This window comes from Clostridium gelidum (assembly GCF_019977655.1).
GTDB classification, from domain to species: domain Bacteria; phylum Bacillota; class Clostridia; order Clostridiales; family Clostridiaceae; genus Clostridium; species Clostridium gelidum.
The window spans coordinates 4,103,856-4,125,241 of record NZ_AP024849.1; the positions used below are offsets into that span (position 1 = coordinate 4,103,856).

At 27.6% G+C, this 21,386-nt stretch carries 21 protein-coding genes; 4 read left to right on the plus strand and 17 right to left on the minus strand.

The annotated features are described in order from the left end of the window. The first annotated feature begins 164 nt into the window (after positions 1-164). Together psyc5s11_RS18865 and psyc5s11_RS18870 are read left to right on the plus strand one after the other, a co-directional pair. Positions 165-857, plus strand: coding sequence for a response regulator transcription factor (locus psyc5s11_RS18865; RefSeq protein ID WP_224034030.1), 693 nt, complete (start codon positions 165-167; stop codon positions 855-857). Next, a complete protein-coding gene (locus tag psyc5s11_RS18870) occupies positions 854-2,122 on the plus strand; it encodes a HAMP domain-containing sensor histidine kinase (protein WP_224034031.1) in 1,269 nt (422 codons plus the stop codon). The genes psyc5s11_RS18865 and psyc5s11_RS18870 overlap by 4 nt, the downstream gene beginning before the upstream one ends. 46 nt (positions 2,123-2,168) lie before the next feature. On the opposite strand, the gene psyc5s11_RS18875 is transcribed toward psyc5s11_RS18870, so the two are convergent. From psyc5s11_RS18875 to psyc5s11_RS18890, 4 genes are all read right to left on the minus strand, one after another. Next, positions 2,169-4,256: a serine hydrolase domain-containing protein gene (locus tag psyc5s11_RS18875; RefSeq protein WP_224034032.1), complete on the minus strand. Its 2,088-nt coding sequence runs from the start codon at positions 4,254-4,256 to the stop codon at positions 2,169-2,171. Positions 4,257-4,275: 19 nt separating this feature from the next. Continuing rightward, positions 4,276-6,801, minus strand: coding sequence for an ABC transporter permease (locus tag psyc5s11_RS18880; protein ID WP_224034033.1), 2,526 nt, complete (start codon positions 6,799-6,801; stop codon positions 4,276-4,278). A 1-nt stretch (position 6,802) separates the two neighbouring features. Next, positions 6,803-7,564, minus strand: coding sequence for an ABC transporter ATP-binding protein (locus psyc5s11_RS18885; protein WP_224034034.1), 762 nt, complete (start codon positions 7,562-7,564; stop codon positions 6,803-6,805). Between the two features lie 283 nt (positions 7,565-7,847). Next, entirely contained in the window at positions 7,848-8,909 is a 1,062-nt protein-coding gene (locus psyc5s11_RS18890; RefSeq protein ID WP_224034035.1) for an N-acetylmuramoyl-L-alanine amidase family protein, read from the minus strand. 398 nt (positions 8,910-9,307) lie between these two features. On the opposite strand from psyc5s11_RS18890, the gene psyc5s11_RS18895 reads away from it, so the two are divergent. Both psyc5s11_RS18895 and psyc5s11_RS18900 read left to right on the plus strand, forming a co-directional pair. Further along, a complete protein-coding gene (locus tag psyc5s11_RS18895) occupies positions 9,308-9,904 on the plus strand; it encodes a DUF1349 domain-containing protein (protein ID WP_224034036.1) in 597 nt (198 codons plus the stop codon). A gap of 45 nt (positions 9,905-9,949) precedes the next feature. Further along, on the plus strand, positions 9,950-10,483 hold the full coding sequence (locus psyc5s11_RS18900; protein ID WP_224034037.1) for a hotdog family protein: 534 nt from the start codon (positions 9,950-9,952) through the stop codon (positions 10,481-10,483). 104 nt (positions 10,484-10,587) lie between these two features. On the opposite strand, the gene psyc5s11_RS18905 is transcribed toward psyc5s11_RS18900, so the two are convergent. The 13 genes from psyc5s11_RS18905 to psyc5s11_RS18965 form a co-directional block, all read right to left on the minus strand. Beyond that, the gene (locus psyc5s11_RS18905; RefSeq protein WP_224034038.1) at positions 10,588-11,901 is read right to left on the minus strand and encodes a DUF4179 domain-containing protein; all 1,314 of its coding nucleotides are present in this window, start codon (positions 11,899-11,901) and stop codon (positions 10,588-10,590) included. A gap of 2 nt (positions 11,902-11,903) precedes the next feature. Beyond that, positions 11,904-12,464 (minus strand): sigma-70 family RNA polymerase sigma factor, encoded by a 561-nt coding sequence (locus tag psyc5s11_RS18910; protein ID WP_224034039.1) that lies wholly within the window; start codon positions 12,462-12,464, stop codon positions 11,904-11,906. Positions 12,465-12,662: 198 nt separating this feature from the next. Next, positions 12,663-13,493, minus strand: coding sequence for an energy-coupling factor transporter transmembrane component T family protein (locus psyc5s11_RS18915; protein WP_224034040.1), 831 nt, complete (start codon positions 13,491-13,493; stop codon positions 12,663-12,665). Then, a complete protein-coding gene (locus tag psyc5s11_RS18920) occupies positions 13,490-15,196 on the minus strand; it encodes an ABC transporter ATP-binding protein (RefSeq protein WP_224034041.1) in 1,707 nt (568 codons plus the stop codon). Before psyc5s11_RS18920 ends, psyc5s11_RS18915 begins: the two co-directional genes overlap by 4 nt. Before the next feature lie 221 nt (positions 15,197-15,417). After that, positions 15,418-15,972, minus strand: coding sequence for an ECF-type riboflavin transporter substrate-binding protein (locus tag psyc5s11_RS18925; protein WP_224034042.1), 555 nt, complete (start codon positions 15,970-15,972; stop codon positions 15,418-15,420). Positions 15,973-16,282: 310 nt separating this feature from the next. Then, entirely contained in the window at positions 16,283-17,053 is a 771-nt protein-coding gene (locus psyc5s11_RS18930; protein ID WP_224034043.1) for a cobalt-precorrin-6A reductase, read from the minus strand. 2 nt (positions 17,054-17,055) lie between these two features. Beyond that, positions 17,056-17,778 (minus strand): precorrin-3B C(17)-methyltransferase, encoded by a 723-nt coding sequence (gene cobJ, locus psyc5s11_RS18935; protein ID WP_224034044.1) that lies wholly within the window; start codon positions 17,776-17,778, stop codon positions 17,056-17,058. A gap of 293 nt (positions 17,779-18,071) precedes the next feature. Continuing rightward, entirely contained in the window at positions 18,072-18,593 is a 522-nt protein-coding gene (locus psyc5s11_RS18940; RefSeq protein ID WP_224034045.1) for a cysteine hydrolase family protein, read from the minus strand. A 58-nt stretch (positions 18,594-18,651) separates the two neighbouring features. Continuing rightward, the gene (locus tag psyc5s11_RS18945; protein WP_224034046.1) at positions 18,652-19,170 is read right to left on the minus strand and encodes a GNAT family N-acetyltransferase; all 519 of its coding nucleotides are present in this window, start codon (positions 19,168-19,170) and stop codon (positions 18,652-18,654) included. A 22-nt stretch (positions 19,171-19,192) separates the two neighbouring features. After that, positions 19,193-19,453, minus strand: a complete 261-nt coding sequence (locus psyc5s11_RS18950; RefSeq protein ID WP_224034047.1) for a TfoX/Sxy family protein — start codon at positions 19,451-19,453, stop codon at positions 19,193-19,195. Positions 19,454-19,984: 531 nt separating this feature from the next. Next, positions 19,985-20,548 carry a GNAT family N-acetyltransferase gene (locus psyc5s11_RS18955; RefSeq protein ID WP_224034048.1) on the minus strand — a complete coding sequence of 188 codons (564 nt, stop codon included), beginning with the start codon at positions 20,546-20,548 and terminating at the stop codon, positions 19,985-19,987. A gap of 212 nt (positions 20,549-20,760) precedes the next feature. Continuing rightward, positions 20,761-21,096 carry a TfoX/Sxy family protein gene (locus psyc5s11_RS18960; protein ID WP_224034049.1) on the minus strand — a complete coding sequence of 112 codons (336 nt, stop codon included), beginning with the start codon at positions 21,094-21,096 and terminating at the stop codon, positions 20,761-20,763. A 23-nt stretch (positions 21,097-21,119) separates the two neighbouring features. Further along, positions 21,120-21,371, minus strand: a complete 252-nt coding sequence (locus tag psyc5s11_RS18965) for a DUF3795 domain-containing protein (RefSeq protein ID WP_224038225.1) — start codon at positions 21,369-21,371, stop codon at positions 21,120-21,122. Positions 21,372-21,386 lie beyond the last annotated feature (15 nt).

Consider the following 21,386-nt stretch of genomic DNA (forward strand, 5'->3'; position numbering starts at 1 on the left):
ATCAACCTTTCACTTTTTTACCTTTTGAATATTATTTGGTTTTTCTTAATTATACTATATATTTTACAATTATCCCATTACGAACCAAATCAACATTTAGTTTTTAAAATATGAACATTTCTCATCTCCAACTTATGATATAATTACCATCGGAGGGATCAATTATGAAATATAACTGTTTAATTATAGATGATGAAATTTCCATAGCCGAAACCACCTGTGATTATTTTAATATGTTTGATATAAAATCTGCATATGCAACAAGCTATGAAGAAGGTATTAAATTCTTAAGTGAAAATGATGTATCTTTACTTTTATTAGATATTAATCTTGGAGAGTCTTCTGGCTTTGAATTATGTAAAAAGGTACGCGAAACTTCCAATATGCCTATTTTATTTATTAGTGCTAGAACCAGTGATGATGATGTATTAACAGCCTTAAATATAGGTGGAGATGATTATATAAAGAAACCTTATAGCTTAAATATTCTGCTCGCAAAAGTAAAAGCTATTTTAAAGAGATATACATCAGATTCTAACTTAGTCACGTGTAGTACAAATTTAAAATTACAGAACTTAGAACTTGATTACAATTATCATCAAGTTCTCGTTAACTCGAAGCCTATAAAACTAAAAGAAATGGAGTTTCGTTTATTAAGTTATTTAATTGAAAATAAAAATAGAGTACTTTCTAAAGATGAATTATTTGAAAATGTGTGGAAAGATACTTTCATTAGTGATGGAACTTTAAATGTACATATAAGGCGCCTTAGAGAAAAAATTGAAGCTAATGCTAATAGCCCTACATATATAAAAACAGTATGGGGAATTGGATATGTTTTCGAGGTAAAAGAATGAAAAATTTTAAAGGTATCTTACTATTAATAGTATTTGTGTTTTTAGTTGGTTTTGCATCTGCTACCGTCATAATAAAAAATTATTTTATTAGTGATATCGATACTGTTCAAATTAATAAAATAGTAAAGGAATCTTGTAATTCTTGGGACAACCTTAATGAATTAGATAAAACTTCATTTACTTATGATTTTATAATTATAGATAATAATGAAAACATACTTTATTCTAAAGGCAATAACACTTTTAATTCAATAGAATCCACTATAAAAAAGCACGATACATATATAGATATAATTAAAGATAATAAACAAATTGGTACTGCAATAATCTTTACTAATTTAGAAAATGATATTTTTAATTTAAAAAATGAAATATCAAAAGTAATTTTATTTTCTTATGGAATACTAAGTGTTTTATTAATTTTATGTTTTTATTATTTATATAAAAATATACTTCATCCTTTCAAAAAATTAGAAAGTTTTGCACACCAAATAGCTAATGGTAATTTAGATGCTCCTATTCTAATGGACAAAAATAATGTATTTGGAGCCTTTACAGAGAGCTTTGATATTATGAGAGAAGAACTTAGTAAATCTAAAAAAAATGAATACCTTGCTAATAAGAGTAAAAAAGAATTAGTTGCTTCACTAAGTCATGATATAAAAACACCAGTAACGTCTATAAAACTTATTAGTGAATTATTACTAGTAATGATTACAGAGGACAAAATAAAAAATAAAATTTCTTCTATATATAATAAAGCAGATCAAATAGACTATCTTGTAACAGATATGTTTAATGTTACTCTTGAAGAATTGAACCAATTAAAGGTTACTGTTACTGATAAATATTCTACTGATTTAAAAGATTTATTTCTTAATGCTGATTATTATAATAAAATTACATTATCAGGAATACCAGCTTGTGCTATAAAAGTAGATATTCTAAGACTTCAACAAGTCATTAATAATATAATCAATAATTCTTATAAATATGCAAATACTAAACTAGATGTGGACTTTAATTTAGATCATTCATTTTTTCAAATTAATATTAAAGATTACGGACAAGGTGTTTCAGCAGATGAACTCCCACTACTTTTTAATAAATTTTATAGAGGGAAAAATCCTGATGTACAAAAACAAGATGGCTCAGGTCTTGGACTTTACATATCAAAGTACCTTATGAATGAAATGGACGGTGACATTTACTGCTTTAATGAAAATGATGGCTTTAAAGTAGAACTGTTAATTCCACTGTTATAAAACAATGATCAATACCCATTTCCGTAATGAGTATTGATCATTAACATTAATTAAATTTAAACTCTGTCCCTTCTTCTCCTACAAAAGCAATCTTTCCCTGATTTGGCAACAGAATTTTATTATCTTTATTTTTAATCGATGAAGTATCAACACAGTTATCATACTTGTCATATACAGAATAAGAACCCTTACCTATAATTTCAATATTTATTAGTTTTCCTTCATCATCTTTGCTTATGTCAAACCATTTTGCATTGCTCTTATCCATTTCTATTTTCTCATCTAATAAATTTAATTCTTCTATAGCATCTTCACAAATAAATTGTTGCATTGTTGTTGGTAATTTTAGATATTCAATATTATCTTTTTTATAGAAAGAAAAATCATTTGTATCTCTTCCTATCATTCCTGGTATTTTAATAAAATCTTCACAATAATTTTCATTTATAATCTTATTGTTTCTAAATGATCCATAGTTTTTTAAGTAACCATTCATTGTATCACTTAAATTTATCTTTATACCTATTCTGTCTTTTATTAAGTAATATGTTGAAGTATATTTTTCACTAATTAAATAATATTTCTTATTATTTCTCTTTTTCCATACATCTAATACTTCTTTAGAAACAGGATTTTCTTCTATCTTTTGAACATATGGGATAGCCATTGCTGTATGACTTAAACCTGGATAACTCTCATAACTTTGAATGAATATATATGTCTTTCCATTAGATTCTTTACTAAAATAAAGTTTAGTACTTCCTATAGATCCATTTTGAGCTGATACTAATCCAGTTTCTGATATATAATTTCCATTAGTAGATATGAAATAACCTTCATCTGTATATACATATTCATGAGTAACATTTATTTCATCATCAACTGTTGAAATAATCAACTTATTATCATCATTAAATGTTACCTTTAGCATCTTATTGCCACTATAGACTCCAGCATTTTCTTTAATTTCTTCTGGAATATTTTTGTTTACATGACCATATACAGGCGCGTACTCAGAAGTTTCATTTATTACGCCTTTTGCTTCTAATGCAGCCTCTAGAAGTTCTTGAGCTACAAGTTTATCAAATGAGCTTGATCCACCTGATGAAAGTACAGCTGCACTCATATTATTATCTGGCAGAACTGTTAAATTACCATGAAAGTAATTAGTGTCTCCCCCTTTTGAAATGGCTTTAATATTATACTTATTAAATGGATACGTATTAACACTATCCCAGCCAAGTCCATATTTAAAAGCACCATCTCCATTTATCACTCCATATACATTTTTATCAGACTCAGGATTTCCCATTGCATTTATCGATGTTGTACTTAAAAATCCATTATTTGAATTCATTAATATTTTAGAGAAATTGCACATATCTTCTGCAGTAGAATATATTCCACCACTCCCAATAACATTTGCACAATCATATGGTAATTCTAAAGAACTTTTATTAAAATATATTTTTTCTAACCTATCTTTATCAATATTACTTTGAGGAGTCTTTGTATTACTTAGTCCAAGTGGTATTGAAATTTCTTTTTCAAGGTACTCTGTAAAAGACATACCACTTACTCTTTCAACTACTATTTCTGCAAGAGTAAAACCATCATTACAATAAACAGAATATTCACCTGGGGCTGCCTTTAACTTTTGGTCTTTTAAATTTGCTAAAAGATTATCATGATTATAGGTACTATTATCACCTAAAAGCATTGCATTACATAAAGTTCCACCATTAATTCCAGATGAATGATTTAATAACATTCTTATAGTAATATCTTTATATCTCTCATCGGCCATTTTAAATTCTGGTATATATTTGAGTACACGATCATCTAACTTTATTTTCCCCTCATCTACTAGCTTCATAACAGCTACTGTTGTATATACTTTACTTACAGATCCTATTCCGTATAACTTTTTCTCATAATTACTCCCATTATTTTTATCATTATAACTCGCGTTGTTTTCATCATTATTACTATTATTGTTATTATTTATTATTCCTACTTCACTTTGTCCATTAACAGCACTCACTCTTTTCAAGGACAAATTTGAAAAGAATATAATACTTGAAGCAACAGTTGAAAGTATTATACATGTTAATATTATTTTCTTATATTTCATAATTCACTTCCCCCTTCTACTATTCTGTTAATAATTCATATACAGAAATCTTTTTAACTTTATATGCTTCAACCATTGCAACTAAAAATGTAAAACCAATAATTAAAATAATTACGCCTATTAATGCCATAACATTAATCGTTGTTTCAAATTGTGATATACCTATTGAGTGCAGTGCAATTGTAAGAAGAGGATTGACCGCTAAATATCCGACTATGGTTCCAATTATTGTTCCAAGTATTGCTGTTGGCATAAAACTTAGAGCAATTTGTATCATAAGCTCTTTTGTTGTGTATCCAATAGCTTTAAAGGTCCCAAACTCAACTTTACGTTTTATTATCATAGCTTTTATCATAAAAGATAATATTAATGCAATAATAACCATTGTTGCTACTGCAATTATTTTTGATAAGCTTGAAATAGTAGTTGACATTGAGCCTAATTGATTCCCTAATTGTGTCTTCATATTTGTTATTTTTTCTATTTTATAAATATTGCTATTTCCAGATACAACTATTTTACCATCTACCATAAGAGCATAATCTACACTATCTACATTATATAATTTAAGTAAATTAGCTACCTTTTCTTCTGCTATTTTTTTTACTTTGGAATATTCATCATCTCCGCTTACTTGTGAGCCTAAAGCAGCCTCGCTTGTTGATTTTCCATATTTTTTATTTACTTCTTTTATAAAACTTTGTTCATCTACACCTTCATTTAAATATACATTTATTGTTCTTTTAGAATAACCTGGCATAATGCGCTTAATACCCTCATTATTAATTAAAGATATTTTCCCAAAGCCTGAAGTTGTTTGCATAAATCCTGTGATAATATATTTGCCACCATATCCACCACTTCTTACTGTAACAGTATCTCCAATCTTTTTATTTAAATTTTCTGCCAGTAATCCTGTAATTACAATTTCATTTTCATATTCTGGGAATTTTCCTTCATAAACATTTATATATTCCATTTTGCTAAAATCATCTGAAATTTGCGTATCAATTTCTATATCATCTACATTTATCTTCATAGAATCAAGAAAACTTGTTTTTCTTACGTCTTTCATTGTTTCAATTTCTTTAGCAAATTTTTCAGTGCTAGTATTTTTTGTAGTTTTAATTTGAATATTTGAAAGTTCATATCCAGACATCTTTGCTATTGCTGTATAATCTTGTCCAAAGTTTAAATATAATACTGTGCAAAAAACTGTTGCAAATGTAACACCTAATATAATAGTTCCTGTTATTATATTTTGATGCACACATGACATAAATCCTTTTAATGAAAGTTTAATATGAATATTTCCAATACCTTTTTCTAATGGAAAATAATTTTTCCTGAAATTATGTGCTTTAATTCCTCCATGAAAAGCAATAATAGGAGGATATTTTTTTATTGCTCTTGCAGCAAAATAACTAATTATAAAAACTAATAGTAATATACTGAATATAGTTTTAATATCAATAATAAGATGCACTGTATTTCTCCATAATGCTCCAACCAAATATGTTAAACTTTTGCTTAAAACAGGCATTATAGCATATGAACATACTATGCCAACTAAAACACCAACTAAAGATATTAATACAAATTCCAAAATGTATATGGTTAATATTTGTCTGCTTGTATATCCTAAAGCACCTAGGGTACCAATATTGTGCATGTTTTCTTCAATGTCATTTCGTATTCTAAATCTAACGACAAGCACTGAAATAACAACTATTATTATTGAAAATATCACTAGAATTTTAGACATCATTTGTGCCATTAATGTATTTCCCATTTTAGTCTCTTCATAATTGCTTTCAAAAATAGTTTGCTTTGAATCTGTACTTGTAATCATTTCTTTCGTAGCTTTGTCAAAATCTTTTGCTACAAGACTTGACATATCACTAGTTTTCATTCGTGCAGATATAATCTTTGCTCCGCCAATTTTTTGATACAAATTTTCATAGGCTTCATCTTTTAAATATGCTTTAAATGCCCCAAAGTTTATTGTCCCGAAAACTGTTGTTTCATAAAAACCCGCAATTGTATAAGTATATTCTTTATTTTTGCATTCTATCTTTAATTTATCACCTAAGCTATAATTTGAGCCTTTAAAATAAATTGGCAGATATATTGCCTCATTATCTGAAACCTCTATTTGTTCTATTAATTTATATCCACCTAATTTATTTTGTCTATCCATATTTTGAATGATTGTCCTAAATGGTATTTTATCATCTTTATTATTACTATTAGTCCATTCTGTTTCTTCCATGTAAATAACTTCTTCAGTTTCACTTTCTACTACTCTCTCATCATTTTTTAAAAAATCCAAATATGCTGGATTATAATTATTATTTTCAAATAATGCAATATAATGTGGCCCATGTAATTCTTCTACTTTGTTATTATAAAAACTAGATATGTTACTAGAAATATTCAATCCAATATTTAAAAATAAACTTGCAAGTAATATAAGTATAGTTAAGGATATAGTCGAACTTTTCTTCTTTTTTATATTGAAAATTGCTATACGAAGTAAATTCATACTACCACCCCATTTCATCTAAAAATCTTTGAACTTTTTCTCTTCTAGCTTCCATATTTTCATCTTTATAAAATGAAAGCTTAAGTTCACCACATGCAGCACCATCTCTAATATATATAATACGATTTCCTCTACATGCTGTTTTTACATCATGGGTTACTGCAACAATACTTTGCTTATTTTCATTTATTTTTGTTAATGTATTCAATACTTCTGTACTTGCTGATGAATTTAATGCTCCTGTTGGTTCATCTGCAAAAATTATTGTCGGCTCATTTATAAGGGCACGAGCTATGCCTGCACGCTGTGCTTCTCCTCCAGATATTTGATTAGGAAACTTATCCCATATTTCTGTTTTTAAACCAACTTGTTGCAATAGTTCCTTTGCTTTTGAAATTATTTTTCGTTTATCTTTACTAACAAGAAGTCCACTTGTTAACACGTTATCTAAAACACTCATATTATCTAATAAATAAATACTTTGAAATACAAAACCGCAGTTTTTTCTTCTAAATACGGCCAATTTATCATTATTTAACTTTGAAATATCAGTTTCTTTAAATAAAACCTTACCTAAAGTTGGCTTGTCCATTCCAGAAAGTGCATAAAGCAATGTTGATTTTCCAGAACCCGAACTCCCCATTATAATAGTGAAATCCCCTTCTATAATCTCTATATCTAGATTTTTTAATACGTGTATTTGATTACCTCCATTAGAAAAGCTCTTACATAATTTATCTGTTTTAAGAATTACATTGTTCATAAACAACTATTCTCCTTTCATTTCACTCAATTTTAGACATATGCAAAAAAATAATAAATCCATATGTTATGTATACTTTCTCTTAATATGACTTATATTTCTATTATATTAAGCTTTTAGCTTTAAGTCTTTAATTGAATGTAACTAAATCCTTAACAAATTCTTAAATGATTTATTTAAAAATAAATTAGTTAAGATAATAAAATAACACCATAAATAAGGAAGAAAACCATAGAGTTTTTTAATTCTCTATGGTTTTCTTCCTTATTTATGTAATATTTCTTTAATTGCTACGCACTCCATTTTCATCTACTTTATAACCGTCAGGTGTTGTAGAACTTACATATAATTGCCCTTCTTCATTAAATCCATAATATGATCCATCTATAGTAAGCCATAGAGGTTTATCTTTTGCTCCTTTGACTCTCATACAGTTTGAGTCTAAATAATATTTATGTCCATTAGTTGAATCAGCATACCATGTACTTTTAAGCGCATATCCAGCCTCATTAAAAATATACCATTGTCCATCAATATTTTTCCATCCATTATTTGATGTATAATAATATCCATTACTGGCATCTGTGCAATACCACCAGCCTTCACTGTTTTGATTCCATCCTGATTCCCACTTGTGTAAACAATGTACTATTCCATTATTTAATCCTTGTGCTAGCTTGTTCTCATAACTATCATCATTTAATAATCTATCTTCATCTGGATTAGACATAAATCCCATTTCTACTAATACTACTGGAACCTTAGACCAGTTAAATCCTGTCATGTCATTTCTTTCTACTACCCCTCTGTTATTCATTCCTGCAGTTGCAACTAAATCATCTAGTATAGTTTGTCCATATTGACCACTTATACTACTTATATCTTTTGCATATCCTATTGGTGCCGGAACAAGCATTGAAGCTCCAGTTATACTTTGATTATCTAATCCATCGCAGTGTATTCTAATAACTAAATCTGCATTATTATTATTCCCAACTTCTGCTCTTTCAATATTTCCAGGAGCTTCAGAAGCTTGAGTTTTTGTCATTATAACTGTGTAGTTATTCTGCTCCAATAAAGTTTTCAATTTTTCTGAAACCTTCAATGTAACAGCATACTCTGGAACACCAGTTGCAATCCCTTCTGTTCCCCCACCATCTTTTATTTTGGTAATGCTTGAATCTGGTGACTGAAGTTCATATCCCTTGTTACCGCCAGCTCCATGTCCTGGATCAATAACAATCACCTTTTTGCTTGATGCAAATGCTACCTGGTTATTTGGAATAAATACTATAGATGTAGCCATAACAGCTACAGTTAAAAAACATGTTAAAAATCTTTTCATTTTTTTCTCCCATCTAATAATTCAAAATTATTTGCAAAGTTGTTTATAAATTATCTTTAAAACTTATCTTTTTATTCAAACCGTGGATAATTAGCAGAATACCTAATTACTTAAAAATATATTTGATTTTCTTTAAAATACTTATATCTAATTACATTATAACAAAATTTTAAGTTTTATACATTATTATTCTATATTTATACTCCATTACATTTCAAAGGAAAATATATTACTATTTCAGAGAGTTCACAAAACATAATATTTTATAATTATCTGAATTCTTTCAAATATTATAATTCCTAATAAATCCATTATGTTATAATATTTGATATAATGGTTAATAGATAAAGTGAATTTGAAAATAGTAATTTAAAATTATTTTATGTGGAGGAATATGAATGTTTAATTTTGATTTTAACAAAACCTTTTGGATTTATGAGCCTAAAAAATATGAATTTAAAAATAATATAATTAAAATTGCCACAGAACCAAACACAGATTTTTGGCAAAGAACTTATTATGGATTTAGAAATGATAATGCTCCTGCATTACTATTTAAAACTGACGAAAAATATTTTTCATTTACTATTAAAACTGATTTTAACAGTAAAAATCAATTTGACCAATGCGGAGTTATAATTTATCAAAATAGTGACAATTGGTTTAAAGCTTCTATTGAATATGAAAATGAAGAATATCAAAGACTAGGCAGTGTTGTAACTAATAATGGCTTTTCAGATTGGGCTACTACTGATATAGCTGGTAATATTAAATCCATGTATTATAGATTAAGTCGTAGAGAAAGTGATTTTTGCATTGAAAATTCATTGGATGGTAAAAGCTTTAAGCAAATGAGAATTTTTCATTTATTTGAAGGTGACAAAGAAGTGAATTTTGGTGTATACGCTTGTAGTCCTTCTGATTCTTCATTTAATGCAATATTTTCTGAAATAAGTGTATCTGAATGCTTATGGGTAGAGCATAAAAATTCTTAACTATAGATTCATTTTTTACAGTATTTATATATAAAGGAGAATAAAATGATAGATTTATTTAAAGCATTTACTACAAAGGAAGATTTTTTTTATGATGGTGCATTTATTGCTAAAGTAAAATACCAACGGTTTCAATCAAAATTAGATAAAGAAACTTATAAAAATGAAGTTGTAAAAAGTAATAGACGACTTTGTGTAATCAATTGTAATGGATATGTTAATAATGAAATTGCAGAAACATTAACAGTTTATTTAATGATGAATGTAGCAGTTAAAGAACCTAGTCAACCAGAAACTTTTAAAGCTAATGGGACTTTATGGCACAATTTCTCAAAAGAAGAAATCGCAGATTTTAGTCATCTTACAGGAGATACAAATTCTATTCATCTTACTGAAAATCCAGTTGTACAAGGATTATTTATTCTGAAAGAGCTTTGTGATACAACTAAAACTAATGAAATAGAAGTAAAATATATTCATCCTGTTTATGGATGTAATCCAGTTTATATAAACTATGAAGAAAATCTTATCACGGGTTTTAGTAATGGTATATTATGCTTTCAAGCAACTTTGTTGTAAAATATTATTTATTAATATAGCCTAAAAATAAAGCTAGAACATCTAATTTCTAGCTCTATTTTTTATTATTATTTTAAGTTAGAAATAACGCCTAATATTACTCCTTACTTTTTTGTAACTGTAAATGCATCATCCTCAAGTAAATAATTAGTTGCCCCATCATAAAATTCCATTTCTATATCTTTAGCATTGCCAATTTTATAAATCCTATCTGTTTCATATTTTTCAAACAAATCACTATCTGTTTCCTTTTCTACTGAAGTTCCGTCTACTTTTATATCGAAACCTTTTACCTTATTAGACACCCCGATTTTGTTACCTAAATATTTATAATTATAATTGACTATTAAGTTCCCCTTATCAACTGTAAGATTCTCCATGTATATTGACAACTTATCAGTTAACTTGACTTCAAAAGGAGAAAAGTTTTCTAAATTAATTCTTTTGCTATCTCTTTCTTTCTCGATATAATTTTCATTATAATATTCTGGAATTAGCTTTAGTGAACTTACATTTGCATTATTAATATAATTCATGCTAAATTTAATTTTGCCCTTTTCTTTTTTATCACTACTTTCTCCATTTACAAACTTAACTTGATTATCGTCTTGATCAAGAATTAAAAAATTCATCCAAAGACTTTCATCATTTTTAGCATAATATTTAATATTAGTTGTTAATGGAGATATACTTATTTCCTCTAAACCAAAATCTATATTATTAGCCTTAAATTTATTGCTCAACTTCTCTACATAAGTATTCTTTTTAATGTCTTTTGTATTCATTGTAAATTTAACTCCCCAATCTCCTTTTTTATCAAACATCTCAGGAATGTCTATATTTACATTTAAATAATTAGGAATATTATTCTCTTCCAAATTTACTATTCTTAAATACTTTATTGTATTCTTATCAACAACTTCACATTGATAACCTCCGTCCATCATATTTATATTTTTAGCATTAATATTTAAGAACATTGTCATATTGGCTAATAACTCTGCATATTGGATTGAAGCATTATTATTTTTAACTATAAAGCTAAAGATAAACGTATTCTTATCTGCAACAGCATTTTCAAAGGTTACATCTATACCATCTTGAGATTTAGTTTGTCCTATTGTATTCATGTAATCACTATATTTCCCATTTTGATTTATTAAACTATTTTGCATTAAGTGTCCTATTATTGGTATATTTTGAGCCCAAGTAGGTTTTGCTACAGTTATTGATACTATACTAATTATTGCTATTGATGCTACTGCTACAGATATTTTTTTCTTATTGTTTTTCCTTTTTTTCAAAGAGCCCATTAATTTTCTTTTTCCTCTTTCTCTTTCAATTTCACTTACTTCGACTTCTTCAATATCACTAGAATCAAGATTTACTTCATTTAATAATCCATATATATCTTTCATAACTACACAACCTCCAATTTAAATTCAATAGCCTTTTCTTTAAGCTTCTTTTTATTTCTATAAATTCTACTATCAATTGAAGATTTGCTTAAATTAAGTCTTTTCCCAATTTCCTCTGCTTTTAATCCTAAAAAATACTTCATAATAAATATCTCTTTATCAACGCTTTCAAGCTCATCTAATAGATTCATAACATCTTTTTTATTTTCAGTTATCAAAATTTCTTCCTCAAGTGTATTTTTTTCTTGCAAATCAATACAATCTAAAATAACTTCAGACTTCTTTATTAAGTTTCTATAATAATCAATTGCCTTAAACCTTGCTATAGAGCATATCCAATTTTTAAAGTTATTTTCATCACCTGTGAATTTATCACAATTATTCCAGACCGATAGAAATATATCATTTATACATTCCTCTATAATTCCGCTATCATTAAATCTTAAAAGAACTTTAGAAACAATGCCTTTAATTAAAGAGATATATTTATCATAAGTCCACTCTAGGGCATCTTCTTTTCCTTTTTGTAACCTTTTTATAAAATTCTTCTCATTAACCTTCATATTTTCCCCACTCATTTCTATATTTGTAAAAGCTCTTACACTATATATAACGGTACTGAATTAAAAAATCAGCGGTCTTTTGAATTTTTATTATATATTATTTACTTTATCAAAATATTTGCATAAAAAAATAGTAGCTCAAATTGATATGCTACTATTTTTAACAATAAATATAAAGAAGTCCAAGTTTAATTATGTTCATATAAAAGGATTATAAAATCTACTTCCATTTTTTAATGTAATTACAACAGATATAATAAACAACACTAATAACACTAATATTGCTACATAATCTCTTTTCTCAAAGTTTCTTGCACTATACCATGTACGTTTCTTCTTATTACCAAATGCTCTAAGCTCCATGGCACAACTTATTGTTTCTATCCTAGCTAAACTAGAAAATATAAGTGGCATTAATATAGACGTTGAATTTTTAATTCTATCTGATATCTTTGCTTTTTTAGACATATCTATTCCTCTAGCTTGCTGAGCAAACGAGATATCTCTATATTCATGTTGAATATCTGGTATATATCTAAGAGCTATTGCTACTGAATATGCTATCTTATAGCTTAAACCAATTTTATTTAATGATGATGCAAACTCACTAGGATTTGTAGCTACCATAAATAATAATGCTATAGGTATTATAGAAAAATACTTTAATGTAATATTCAAATGGTAAAAAAGACCTTCAATTGTTAATGTATATGATCCTATTATGTAAAATAAATCAGTTCTTGTCTTATATATCTCAACACCTTGATATGGAGAAAATATAAAAATAGCTATGTTATTAATAATTAAAAATACTAATATAAAATAAAACACAAATGATATTTGTTTAAACTTAACTTTAGATATTTTAAATATTATTATACTAAATATAACCATAAACCCTAAAATAAAAGTATTATAAGTTAACATAGATATTATTGACCATAATATTAAACATATAAGTTTTGTTGCTCCTGTAAGTTTATGAATAGGTGAATCTATTTCTAAATATTCAAGCATTGCTTCATTCATATTGTTCTAATCCTCCTATCATAATCAATAAATCTTTTTACAAATTCTCTAGGATTCTTTAAATTAGCCCTAACTGCTAATTGATATAATGATGTTTCTTTAAGATTTGCTGCCTTAATTATCTTCTCATCAGTAAGAACATTTGCTGCACTGTCATCCATAAGTTTTACCCCTTCTGAAAGTACAATAGCTCTATTAGTATATTCAAGCATTAAGTGCATATCATGAGTAATCATTATTATAGTTACGCCTTGTTTATTTATCTCACAAAGAAATTCCATAATTTCAGTATAATGTTTAAAGTCTTGTCCTGCTGTTGGCTCGTCTAATAATATAACTTCTGGATTAATAACTAATATAGAAGCTATAGTTACTCTTTTCTTTTGTCCAAAACTTAAGGCTGAAATTGGCCAATTACGCATTTCATATAATCCACATATTTTTAAAGTTTTAAAAACTCTTTCTTTTATTTCTTCTTCTGGCATTCCCCTAACTTTTAGTCCAAGTGCTACTTCATCAAAAATCATAGTCTTAGATATCATCTGATTTGGATTCTGCATAACCATTCCTATTTTTTCTGCACGTTCTTTTATAGTATCTTTTGCTATGTTTCTTCCTTTAAATAATATCTCACCACAAGATGGTGGATAGAATCCACAAATCAACTTAGATATGGTTGATTTACCTGCACCATTTCTACCAATAATACTTACCATTTCACCTTTATGTATTTTAAAAGACACATCATTTAAAGTATCTTTTTTATTATTATATTTAAATTTAATATTCTTTAGTTCAAGGATGATCTCATTTTTTCCTTTAGTTTCTTCTTCTTTGGTACTTTCAAACCATTCATTAAGCTTATTCTTACATTTATCTATATCTAAAGAATAAATATGTTCTGGTTTTAGTTCTGGTTTAATTTCACAACCTGCATATTTTAAAGCTGTTATATACAATGGCTCTCTTATTCCTGTTTCCTTTAATATATTAGAGCATAACAATTGATTTGGACTAGCATCTTCAATAATTCTGCCATCCTCAACAACTATAATTCTGTCTACATCACAGTAAAGAACCTCTTCTAATCGATGCTCTACAATAATAACTGTTTTATTACTGGTGTTCTTTATCTTATCAATAAGCTCTATTGCAGTTTTTCCAGTTGCAGGGTCTAAGCTAGCTAATGGTTCATCGAATAATAGTATATTAGCATCTGAAACCATAACTCCTGCAAGAGATACTCTTTGTTTTTGTCCTCCTGAAAGTCTATGTGGAGATGAATCAAGTCTAGTATCTATATCCACAATTTTAGCAGCTTCTTTAACAATTTCTTTCATTTTTTCTTGCTCTACACAATCATTTTCTAATTTAAAAGCTATATCTTCTCCAACTGTAAGTCCAATAAACTGACCATCAGGATCTTGAAGAACAGTTCCAACCATATTAGAAAGTTCAAATATGCTAAGCTTTTTTGTTTCTTTCCCATTAATTTTTAAACTTCCACTTATATCACCATTATATTTAAAAGGTATTAGCCCATTAATAGCATTAGAAATAGTACTCTTGCCAGAACCTGATGGACCCACAATAAGTACCTTTTCACCTTCATATATAGTTAAATTTATATTATTTAATGTGGATTTTGCTTGGGCTCTATACTTAAAACTAAAATCCACAAACTCTATTACTGGTTTTCTCATTTTAATCTTCCTTTTCTCAAATGTAAAAATATATCTAAACAATATAATAAACTATTTTCTATTATATGTATATGTTATACTACAAACTTTACCATAAAATCTAACCTATTCTAGCGAAAAATGAAGATTTTAAAGTTTTTACTCAGTTAAATTAATCATAAAAAATAGAGAATGAATTTTTAGTTCACATTCTCTATTTTATCTTTAATTTAAATTTAGAATTACTCTTTATCTAAACTTCCTTGTTTTACTATAGTCTTAGAATATAAGACTAATAAAATTGTTCCAAGAACTCCAACTGCAATAATATTACTAAATCCAGCTATAGCTCCTTGTAAATAAACTTTATTTGCTGGCTCTGCATAGATTAATATATCTAAGCTTGGAGCAACTACAAACCATGCAATTACATTAGCAATTACTTGACATACATTAAATCCAATTATTTTTTTCTTCCCAAACTCACCCTCGTTTATGTCAAATTTCTTCCATGCAAGTCCAATTATTATCCCAACTACTGCTGAAGCAATTATCCAACTAAACCATGGTGTACCGTAAGCTGTTAAGTCCTTTAAGGTATTTCCAATAAATCCTATAGACAATCCTGCGATTGGTCCATAAATTACTGCCATTAATGCTAAAAAAGCATATGCTGTTTGGATTTCTGTGTTAGGAATCCCCGTTGGGATTGATGCAAAACGTCCTAAAATCATAAATACAGCTGATCCGATACCGATAGCAACAATCGTTTTAATACTAAAAATTTCTTTTTTCATTATTTATGCCCCCTTTTTAATTTAAAACTAATTCTACTTTTATTTTTTATATGTTTCAAATTTATAATTTCGGTATTATAAAGTTTAATGTTGAGTAGATTAGTATAATATAAAACCATTATAGAACATAAATAATACATAATCAATACATTTTCTCATTTATTCTACATATAACCTTCAAATTTGATTTAATATTTATAAACATATTAGGCTTAATCAAAATTATATGAAAATAGAAAATAAGTGGTGATATAATAGCATTTTCATCCTTTACTTCTCTATATAATGTTTCATCCTTATTGATACATCTTCACACCTTACAATACCTATCTACTAAAAACTCTATTAATTTTTCTTCATCATTAAATTCCAAATCATATGTAACCTTCGAATTTTCTATTACTATTAATTTAATATTACATTCACGCACTGCTTTGAGTTTTTCTAATACTCCACCTTGAGTTCCACTATCTTTAGTTAAAATTCCTTTAACATCATATTGCTTTATAAAAGCTTTTTCAAGTTCATAAGATATTGGACCCTGAAGTGCAATAATATCTTTAATACTAATCCCTGCGTCTACTATCTTTGTTAAAACTTTAGGTGATGGTAAAATTCTATGTATAATTCTATATTTAAAATCCAAATTCAAAAATTTAGAAACATTATTTCCGCCTGTTGTATTTAAAATGTTTCCGTCTATTTCTTTTATAATCTCAATTACTTCCTCATAGTTTTTAACTCTTATTATATCTTCACCACTAACATTTTCTAATGCTCCTTGTCTTTCATATCTCACATATTGAATTTCAAGTTCATTTGCACATTCTAAAGCAGTTTTAGTTACTTCCTGTGCATAAGGATGAGAAGCATCAACTAAAACATCAATTTTACTTGTGCTTATCCAATTTAACATTTCTTCCTTATTTAAAGGTTTTGTGTTTAAAACTTTAATATTAAATTCTTTAAGTAATTCACCACCATAAGTTGTAGCTGTTGAAACTGCAATATCATTTGTATATTTATTTATTAATGATAATATTTTTCTTCCTTCTGAAGTTCCTAAAATAAATCCAATCATATTTACCTCTTATTCTCATAACCTCTAGGTGTTATGAATTTTCCATCTTTATAATAACTCTTTGAGTTTCCTACTATTACAATTGACATCATATCTACTATTTCAGTATCAAAATCTTTAATTGTAAACAACTTATAACTTTGACCTTCTCTAAGGGCATGTCTTACCACTGCTATTGGAGTAGAATCTACTCTAAATTCCTTTATTATATTAATACATTCTCTTAAGTATTCAGGTCTCCCTTTGCTCTTAGGATTATATAAAGATATTATAAAATCTCCTTCTGCTGCGAGTTTCACTCTCTTTTTTATGTCTTCGTAAGGTGTCATAAGATCACTTAAGCTAATATTACAGTTATCATGCATAAGTGGTGCTCCAATTACAGATCCTGCTGCACTACTTGCAGTTATTCCCGGAATTATTTCAACATCTTCATTTTCTCTAAGTTCAAGAATTAATCCAGCCATTCCATAAATCCCAGCATCTCCAGTACTTATTAATGCTACATTTTTTTCTTTACATAAACTTAAAGCTTCTCTGCATCTAGCTTCTTCACCCATCATTCCTGTCGAATATAATTCTTTATCTTTAACTAAATCCTTAATCATATCTATATACTTATTGTATCCCACAATAACATCACTATCTTCAATTGCTTTTAAAGCTCTTAAACTCATATTTTCAATACTTCCAGGACCTATTCCTATAACTCTTAATTTTCCCATTTTAAATTCACCTTTCTCTTTATAGTTTATCTTTTGAATATTGTTCAACAGTATAATATCTAGTTTTATATTATACCATTTTGCTACATAATAAATATATAATTTAAAATAGCACTTACATAGATAGCTATAATTAGTATTTTTTTATCTGGTTCATTTCAATTTCACTCAACATTTTTATTTCCCTTTCATTAGTTAATTTTATTGGAAATTTTCTTTATAATTAATAAATGCTCTTACACCACTTATACTTGAATCATTAGAATTATGTACAAATACAAGTTGGAACTTATCTATTTCATTCTTTTAATTGTTTCATCTAATGAAATACATTCTGCATATCTGCCATTCCACATAAATTCATTGTAATATTGATAGCTTTGCTTAGCTGACATAAATTTATTATTAACTGTTGTATTTGCATATGCTGGAACTATAATATTAAATCCATGTTCAAATCCACATTTTATAGTAGCATCAAAACAATAATCTGTTTGAAGCCCTACAATGATTATATCTTTTTCTCCCTTATCTATTAAATATTCTAATAATCCTGTCTCTTTAAAAGCACTATTAACCTTTTTATCAAATATTTTTTCATCATTCATCGGTTGAAACTTTTCATATATTTCAAAACCATCAGTTCCTTTTGTTAATTCATTTCCTATTCCATCATCATGACGTACATATATTACTTCAATATTATTTGCCCTAGCCTCATGTATTATTTCTTTAACATTAGATACAAACATATCAAATTTATATAATTTTTCATTGGTTATTAACTTTTGTGTATCAATTACTAATAAAACCATTTTAATCTCCTTTTCAAATTACTATTTATAATGCTCAACCTTAAATTGGAATTTGATACTATAATGATTTTTCAAAACATTTTAAATTTTCCCATATTGCATTTTGAAAATGAAACTTTGTCGTACCTACATAAATATATCCAATCTTAGGATATAGCGTTCCAGCTGGAATATTACCCTCGTAAGTGTCAAGATGGATAACTTTATATCCTCGCTCTTTGGCATATTTCTCACTAAATTCCATCATTATTCTTGCTTTACCTTTACCACTTGCGGAAGGTCGAATACATAAAGTGTGAATGACCATAACTTCACTTGGTTTTGCATTTGTAATCCAGGAAATGTTATCATATTCTTTAGGTTGAATACTATTAAGCACTACACAGCCATATATTCCTTTTTCATTTTCTCCAACAAACATTGTACTATTATCAATAGCATTTTTAGCATAATCAACTGTTGGATAAAGTCCTTTTTGCCAATTAGTATAAGAGACTGTTTGTTCTTCATAATCCAAAATCTCATTATATATATTTTCTATTTCCCAAAGATCATCTACCGTAGCAACTCTAATCATCGTTTTTCTCCTCTACAAATTACTATTTACCTTTATGCCAATTATAAAAATCTTTTAAATCTACTTTACGTTCCTGTGCTAACGCTGTTTTCTTGACACCTTGAATTGCACCTTCCAGTGCTAACAATCTATGAATACACGCAGAAGTATCAATTTCTTGTATTTTCAGCCACGCCTGTTCTGTACCAATATCTTTTAATTCATCATAAGTAAATATACCTACTTTATTCAACTGCCTTTCAACTTCTTTTCCTATGTTAGGTAATTTTGATAATTCTCCCATAATGAAACTTCCTTTCAAATTACTATTTATAATATTCAACCTTAAAATTAGAGTTTATTACTCTGATATAAGAGCATTATGAATTTACCTAATGTAGACGCTCCTGAGCCTAATGCTCTATATATGTGAATTAAACTTTTATGTATATTTTCCTCTTTCACAAATTAGAATTTTAGACCAAGGCACTTTCGATAAGTCCAAATTTTTTCAGACAGGAAATATACTCTGCAACACAAAAATAATTCTGAATGTCCTTTTCGTCCAAGTCACGAAATACATATAGTTCATTCCAAAGTAGATCACTGCCTTCAGCCCGTGATATTTCCTATAAATTGTTATATTGTTTTCTTTTTTTATTCTTAACTTTTTTACTTTTTAAATTGTAAAACTTTTAAATTTAAACCCATTTTTCTTTTAATAACGCTAACATAATATGGCCTCCTAAAAAACAATTATAATCATGTATTCATTAACATTTGTAGTACACAATAGAAAATTATGTACTAAGTTTATTGTAGAATATGCTTATAATTACAAGTTTGCTTTATTTAACAATATATATTTCATATCATCAAAAGTTAATTCCAGTTGGTTAGCATAATATTCACTTTGCTTTATAAATGTAAATCCGCATTTCTCTATAACTCTTTTTGATTGGTTGTTCGATGAAAAATGACAGATAGTCAATGCATCTAGTTTACATTTATCAAAACAAAATCTAATCACTGCGATAACAGCTTCAGGCATTAATCCCTTTCCCCAATATGCTTTGGATAAAACATAGCCAACTTCCTTAATCTTAAAATGTGCATAGCTACTTTCATCATTAGCCCATGATTCATGCAATCCTAATGAACCGATCACCTTATTATTTTCTTTATATATAATTGCAAAAACATTTTTTTCTGAAATGAATGACTGCAATATTTTCTCCGAAACTTCAATTGAATCATGATGCTTCCAACCTGCCATTTCACCAACACCTGGGGTTGATGCATATTCGTAAAAGTCGTTTACATCTGTTTCCTGCCAGGCTCGCAAAATCAACCTATCAGTTTCTATAGTCGTTTTTGTAATATCGATAGTTATATTCATGTAAATGCCCCCTCACCTTTCTTGTACTTATTTACTCTTATGTATTTAATATACCATAATAAACAATTTTAAGTCACTATACTTCTTGATAAAACAAATAGAGTCAATGCTCCCTCATCAAAGGAGTTAAAAAATCCCGTCATGTTTTTAACATATTTTTTAAATATAATATAATCAATTCTTTTTGCATCTATAGCCTTAAATCTCTCTAACTACTTTAATTTAGGTTTTTTTGCTTTTTTAGGCTTTGGCATTGGTAGTTCCTCACAGGTCTTTTCAATAAAATTGCTTAAAAAATCTCTTTCCTCTAAAAAATCAATAACAAATTGAGGTTTTGCATTAGTGTATGGTGGTGCTTCTTCCGGTGAACTTAATAAGGTTTCACCTATTTTTGTTTTCTTTACAAAAAATTGATTATTGCATATAAGACCTATAATTTTTTCATTGCAATAAATACCATATTCACCAAACATCTTTTTATATGAAATACTTCCTGCACCACTAGCTTGATCACATACATACTCTACAAATTCTACTGTTGAAGCCATATATCTTATCCCCCTTATTTCAATCACCATTTTTTACATTGTTCTATACGTTTCCCATTATCACCTTGTTTTTCATCATATGCAAATTGATTTAACAATTCACAAGGAAAGCTATTGCAAACTCCACAATGTTCTTGCTTTTTACTTTCACAACAATCTTTTACAGGACAGCTTTCTCCCCAAAAAGGTTTTTCAATATTTACGCACCCTTTGCAATTCATTTGCTCTTTATATACACACTCACTACATAAAATCCCACATCTTGATTCAGCCATGTTTTTCATCCATTT

Coding starts and splice junctions, on each gene's coding strand:
- psyc5s11_RS18905 (WP_224034038.1), bottom strand. CDS start 11,901: ATGAAAGATATATATGGATTATTAAATGAAGTAAATCTTGATTCTAGT.
- psyc5s11_RS18870 (WP_224034031.1), top strand. CDS start 854: ATGAAAAATTTTAAAGGTATCTTACTATTAATAGTATTTGTGTTTTTA.
- psyc5s11_RS18930 (WP_224034043.1), bottom strand. CDS start 17,053: ATGATTGGATTTATTTTAGGAACTTCAGAAGGAAGAAAAATATTATCA.
- psyc5s11_RS18955 (WP_224034048.1), bottom strand. CDS start 20,548: ATGAATATAACTATCGATATTACAAAAACGACTATAGAAACTGATAGG.
- psyc5s11_RS18915 (WP_224034040.1), bottom strand. CDS start 13,493: ATGAATGAAGCAATGCTTGAATATTTAGAAATAGATTCACCTATTCAT.
- psyc5s11_RS18950 (WP_224034047.1), bottom strand. CDS start 19,453: ATGGGAGAATTATCAAAATTACCTAACATAGGAAAAGAAGTTGAAAGG.
- psyc5s11_RS18875 (WP_224034032.1), bottom strand. CDS start 4,256: ATGAAATATAAGAAAATAATATTAACATGTATAATACTTTCAACTGTT.
- psyc5s11_RS18920 (WP_224034041.1), bottom strand. CDS start 15,196: ATGAGAAAACCAGTAATAGAGTTTGTGGATTTTAGTTTTAAGTATAGA.
- psyc5s11_RS18880 (WP_224034033.1), bottom strand. CDS start 6,801: ATGAATTTACTTCGTATAGCAATTTTCAATATAAAAAAGAAGAAAAGT.
- psyc5s11_RS18965 (WP_224038225.1), bottom strand. CDS start 21,371: ATGGCTGAATCAAGATGTGGGATTTTATGTAGTGAGTGTGTATATAAA.
- psyc5s11_RS18910 (WP_224034039.1), bottom strand. CDS start 12,464: ATGAAGGTTAATGAGAAGAATTTTATAAAAAGGTTACAAAAAGGAAAA.
- psyc5s11_RS18890 (WP_224034035.1), bottom strand. CDS start 8,909: ATGAAAAGATTTTTAACATGTTTTTTAACTGTAGCTGTTATGGCTACA.
- psyc5s11_RS18940 (WP_224034045.1), bottom strand. CDS start 18,593: ATGGTTTTATTAGTAATTGATACACAAAAGTTAATAACCAATGAAAAA.
- psyc5s11_RS18945 (WP_224034046.1), bottom strand. CDS start 19,170: ATGATTAGAGTTGCTACGGTAGATGATCTTTGGGAAATAGAAAATATA.
- psyc5s11_RS18900 (WP_224034037.1), top strand. CDS start 9,950: ATGATAGATTTATTTAAAGCATTTACTACAAAGGAAGATTTTTTTTAT.
- cobJ (WP_224034044.1), bottom strand. CDS start 17,778: ATGGGAAAATTAAGAGTTATAGGAATAGGTCCTGGAAGTATTGAAAAT.
- psyc5s11_RS18925 (WP_224034042.1), bottom strand. CDS start 15,972: ATGAAAAAAGAAATTTTTAGTATTAAAACGATTGTTGCTATCGGTATC.
- psyc5s11_RS18885 (WP_224034034.1), bottom strand. CDS start 7,564: ATGAACAATGTAATTCTTAAAACAGATAAATTATGTAAGAGCTTTTCT.
- psyc5s11_RS18895 (WP_224034036.1), top strand. CDS start 9,308: ATGTTTAATTTTGATTTTAACAAAACCTTTTGGATTTATGAGCCTAAA.
- psyc5s11_RS18960 (WP_224034049.1), bottom strand. CDS start 21,096: ATGGCTTCAACAGTAGAATTTGTAGAGTATGTATGTGATCAAGCTAGT.
- psyc5s11_RS18865 (WP_224034030.1), top strand. CDS start 165: ATGAAATATAACTGTTTAATTATAGATGATGAAATTTCCATAGCCGAA.